Origin of the sequence: Thermosipho sp. 1244 (genome assembly GCF_018588215.1) — a bacterium.
Lineage (GTDB): Bacteria > Thermotogota > Thermotogae > Thermotogales > Fervidobacteriaceae > Thermosipho > Thermosipho affectus.
The window spans coordinates 1-4494 of record NZ_LNGA01000019.1 but is presented as its reverse complement, the minus strand read 5'-3'; the positions used below and the strand labels follow the sequence as shown (position 1 = coordinate 4494).

Here is a 4494-nt window from a genome sequence, read left to right as displayed (position 1 = left end):
AAATCTCTAAGAGATGGAACTCTCTTAAAGTATAATGCACCCATTTCTAATGTCTCTCTAAACGAAAGAGCAAACAGTTCTTTTAAAACTGCTAAGGAAAGAATTAGTGCGTCTGGGTATTTCTTAGGTCTACCTTTGGAGGTAGATTTTTGAGGAAGTTGTGGTAAAATATTGTTGTAAAATTTTTTAACAAGTTTGAGTATTTTCTTTATGTTAGTTCTTCTCATATCAGGGGAGATTATATCATCTCCCCTTTTATTTTTGAACCACTTCCTCTTATTTTTGAAACACTCCCATAATTCTTCGGAGTTATCAACAAAACATCAACCGCGTCTCTTACTTTTTTTCATTTCATACATTTTCCTATCCACTTCTTTTAAAATTTCTCCAAAATTCTTTTGCTTGTTGTACTTTACAATTCCATACGAAAAATCAATATTTGATTTTCGTTTTATCCTATCAACAACTTGTTTTGCATTTTTTCCACTTACAAAGATTAAAAACTCGTCTCCTCCGTATCTTACAACTTTATCTTCTTTCCTTATACTTTTCTTACATAATTTTACAAACTTTTTCAATACTTTATCGCCATAATCATGTCCATAGGTATCGTTAAGTTTTTTAAAACCATCCAAATCTATAAATATTATAGAATAATTATCGTCAAAATTCATCTTGTTTAAGAAATTTCTGCTGTAAGCACCTGTTAATGGATCAAATAAAGAAATTCTAAGTGTTTCCTTCTTTTCTTTAACAAGCTTATTAAAGACCTCTCTAAACTTAAAATTTATAGTCAAAATTTCAGATAACAAATCAAACATGTATAATTCTTTAGATGTAAATGCATTTTTTCCACCTTTTTCAAACAACACCGCACCAAAAATCTCTTCTTCAAATTTTAAAGGAACACCATAAATGGAAACAATTCTATTTTTTCCAAACACTATTCTTTCATATCCTTTTGGAAGGACTAATCTTTCCGAATTTTTTATATATAACTTCTTACCAAAATCCATTACATATGAAACAATTGGCTTCTTTTTAGGTGGAATAACAAAATTCATCCTTTCCTCAAAACCTATATTAGCATAATGTATGTAAGTACTTCCATCACCTCTTCTAGTTGCTACAACAAGAGAGTCAATCATTTTCTGTCCTTTTAAAAAATTAAACAACTTTTTTGAAACTTCCGAAAGAGTTTTTCTATTTAAAATATCCAAAAAAATACTTTGTGGAATTTTATTTAAAGGCTTGATAATATCTTTGGCATACGAATATACATTGCTTGAAATATTTACCAAAAAAAGTATTGAATACCTCAAACCTTTGGACTTTATCCTGAAAAACTTCAAAAGAAATATCTGTCCACCAATTTCAATTTCTACCTCAAATTCTAATTTATCTTTATAGTAATTTTTCAAAATCATATTAAAAAACACTTCTAATTGCGAATATTTCTTTGAAAAAACTCTAATTTTATCTTCAGTAACATTTTTAAAATCAAAAAAATTTACATTATACATCTTAGCATAATTTAATAGACTAGATGAAAAATATTTAAGTTTTCCACCATGCCAAACTGCAACACCCATTTTTGAAGATTTACTATCAAACACCAAATTAACTAAATTTCTTAACTTTAATATATAAACCAAAGAAAAAATTAAAAAAAGAACCAAAATTACAACTAACCCCAAGATAAAATACATTTTATCCCCTCCAAATCGTACATATCTAATATAAAACATAAAAACATTCAAAATCAACCAAAAACAAATCATTTACATTTGATTAAAAACATCGTCAAACACTATTGTTTACAAAAACGTAACAACAAACCGTGAACCAAAAACAAATGTTATCAGTCTATATATGTGAGTGATAAAAAGAAAATAATTTTGGAGGTGGTTAAATTGAGGTATTTAGACAATAAAATGCAAGAATTAGTCCAACAAGCGGCAGAAAATTTGACCCAAAAAAGGCAAAATCTTTTAAAACCAGAGCATGTGCTCTATGAAATTCTACAAGATGATGTAGTGCAAAAACTTATAAAAACACGTATAAATTTAGATGAAATATTGGATAGAATTGAAGAATTAATCGAAAGTCAATATGGGGTATACTACGGTTCTGGTTCTGGAGTTTACATGTCAAATGAACTTTCCAGAATATTTGAACTCTCCAGAAAAGAAGCAAAATTACTCGGTTCAAGTAAAGTTTCACCTATTCATTTTCTTTTGGCACTGCTTAAAGATAGCTCTACTCAAGCTGCTGCCATACTAAATAAATACGGAATCACATATGAAGAAGTATTAAAATCGGTAAAAGAACTTGTGGAGAATGGAGAATTAGACGGAGAAGGAAACGTACTTTCAAAATACACGGTAGATTTAACAAAACTTGCAAGAGAGGGTAAACTTTCACCTGTTATCGGTAGGGAAAAAGAAATTGAAAGAGTTATTGAAATTCTCTCTAGAAAAACAAAAAACAACCCCGTGCTTATAGGCGATCCAGGTGTCGGTAAAACTGCTATTGTTGAAGGTCTTGCACAAAAAATTGTTGAAGGAAAAGTCCCTGAAAAACTTAAAAATAAAAAGATATTAATGCTTGATCTTGGAAAAATGCTTGCAGGTAGTAAGTATCGTGGCGAATTTGAAGAAAGATTGAAAAAGGTAATGGAAGAAATAAATAAAATGAAAAACAATGTAATTCTCTTTATCGACGAACTTCATACAATAGTTGGAGCAGGTGCTGCAGAAGGTGCAATGGATGCATCTAACATGTTAAAACCTGCACTAGCCAGAGGAGAACTACATGCAATTGGTGCAACAACTTTAGAAGAATACAGAAAACACATAGAAAAGGACAAAGCCCTTGCCAGAAGATTTCAGCCTGTACTAATTGAGGAACCTAGTGTAGAAGAAACTATAAAAATATTAAAAGGTTTAAAAGAAACATACGAAAAACACCACAACGTAGAAATAACGGATGAAGCTATAGAAGCTGCAGCAAAGTTATCTTCAAAATACATCCAAGATAGATTTATGCCAGATAAAGCTATAGATTTGATTGATGAAGCTGCTGCAAAGATAAGTTTAAAGTCCGCCGATCCAAAAATCTCAGAACTAAAGGAAAAAATAAAATCTTTAAGTGAAAAAATCGATGAACTTACTATAAATTCCCAATACAAAGAAGCAGCTGAAATGAAACAACAAATGTATAAACTTCAAAATCAATATGAAGAACTTGAAAAGAAATACGGAACCGACAAGGTAACCGCTGATACAGTTGCAAAGGTTGTAGAATCGTGGACTGGTATACCCGCAACCAAAATGATGGAATCAGAAAAAGAAAAGTTATTAAGATTTGAAGAACTTGTACATCAAAGAATGGTAGACCAAGAAGAAGCAGTCAAAGTTGTTGCAGATGCTATCAGAAAAGCAAGAGCAGGTATAAAGGATCCCAATAGACCAATTGGTACCTTCCTATTCTTAGGTCCAAGTGGTGTTGGTAAAACAGAACTTGCAAAGACCATTGCAGAACTTTTATTTGGTTCCGAAAACGCGCTCATTAGAATAGACATGAGTGAGTACATGGAAAAACACTCAGTTGCAAGACTCATTGGTGCACCTCCAGGATATGTGGGGTATGATCAAGGCGGACAATTAACAGAACAAGTAAGAAGAAAACCATATAGCGTAATTCTTTTGGATGAGGTTGAAAAAGCACATCCAGAAGTATTTAACGTATTACTGCAAGTTTTTGATGATGGTAGATTAACAGATGGAAAAGGTAACACAGTTGATTTTAGAAACACGATAATTATAATGACCAGTAACCTCGCAAGCGATAAGATATTGAGAAAGGTTGAAGCGGGAATAGAGTTTGAAAAAATAGAAGAATCTGTAAGGGAAGATTTAAAACACTATTTTAGACCAGAGTTCATAAACAGAATTGACCATGTTGTGATATTCAAACCACTTACAGAAAAGCATATGAAAGAAATAGTTGAAAAGTTAATTTCAAGGCTTGAAAAGAGATTAAAAGAAAAGAGCCTAAAAATAAAACTAACAGATAACGCAAAAGCATACCTTGCAAAGAAAGGATATGATCCAGCCTTTGGAGCAAGACCATTAAGAAGATTAATAGAACGAGAAATTGAAACACCTCTTTCAAAGAAAATTATAGCTGGAGAAATTAAAGAAGGAGATATAGTTTTAGTTGATGTAAACAACGGAATGATCTCAGTTGAAAAAGAAAAAGAACTTACAAAATAAGGGGCAAGTCGCCCCTTATTTTTATTCTAAACTAAAATATAAGGACAACAAATCTAAAATCAATAGAACTTTGTTTTTTTATCCTAAAAAATGCTATAATATAATTGCATAGTGATTTTTTTCTCATAAAAGGAGGGGGAAATATGAAGAGGTATGTATGTAGTGTATGTGGATATGTATATGATCCAGAAGTAGGGGATCCAGACAATGGGGTAGA

At 31.2% G+C, this 4494-nt stretch carries 3 protein-coding genes and 1 pseudogene; 2 read left to right on the top strand and 2 right to left on the bottom strand.

Going from position 1 to position 4494, the window contains the following annotated elements; genetic code table 11:
• A pseudogene (locus AS157_RS04775) lies at positions 1 to 227 on the bottom strand (hypothetical protein); the annotation flags it as partial.
• Positions 228 to 323: 96 nt separating this feature from the next.
• Positions 324 to 1709 (bottom strand): sensor domain-containing diguanylate cyclase, encoded by a 1386-nt coding sequence (locus AS157_RS04770; RefSeq protein WP_197023168.1) that lies wholly within the window; start codon positions 1707 to 1709, stop codon positions 324 to 326.
• Positions 1710 to 1913: 204 nt separating this feature from the next.
• On the opposite strand from AS157_RS04770, the gene AS157_RS04765 reads away from it, so the two are divergent.
• Positions 1914 to 4277: an ATP-dependent Clp protease ATP-binding subunit gene (locus tag AS157_RS04765; protein WP_077288981.1), complete on the top strand. Its 2364-nt coding sequence runs from the start codon at positions 1914 to 1916 to the stop codon at positions 4275 to 4277.
• A 143-nt stretch (positions 4278 to 4420) separates the two neighbouring features.
• On the top strand, positions 4421 to 4494 hold a 74-nt coding region (locus tag AS157_RS04760; protein WP_214494983.1), incomplete at its 3' end, for a rubredoxin.

Excerpts from the sequence above, each read along its gene's own strand:
- AS157_RS04770 (WP_197023168.1), bottom strand. The coding sequence starts at position 1,709 with ATGTATTTTATCTTGGGGTTAGTTGTAATTTTGGTTCTTTTTTTAATT.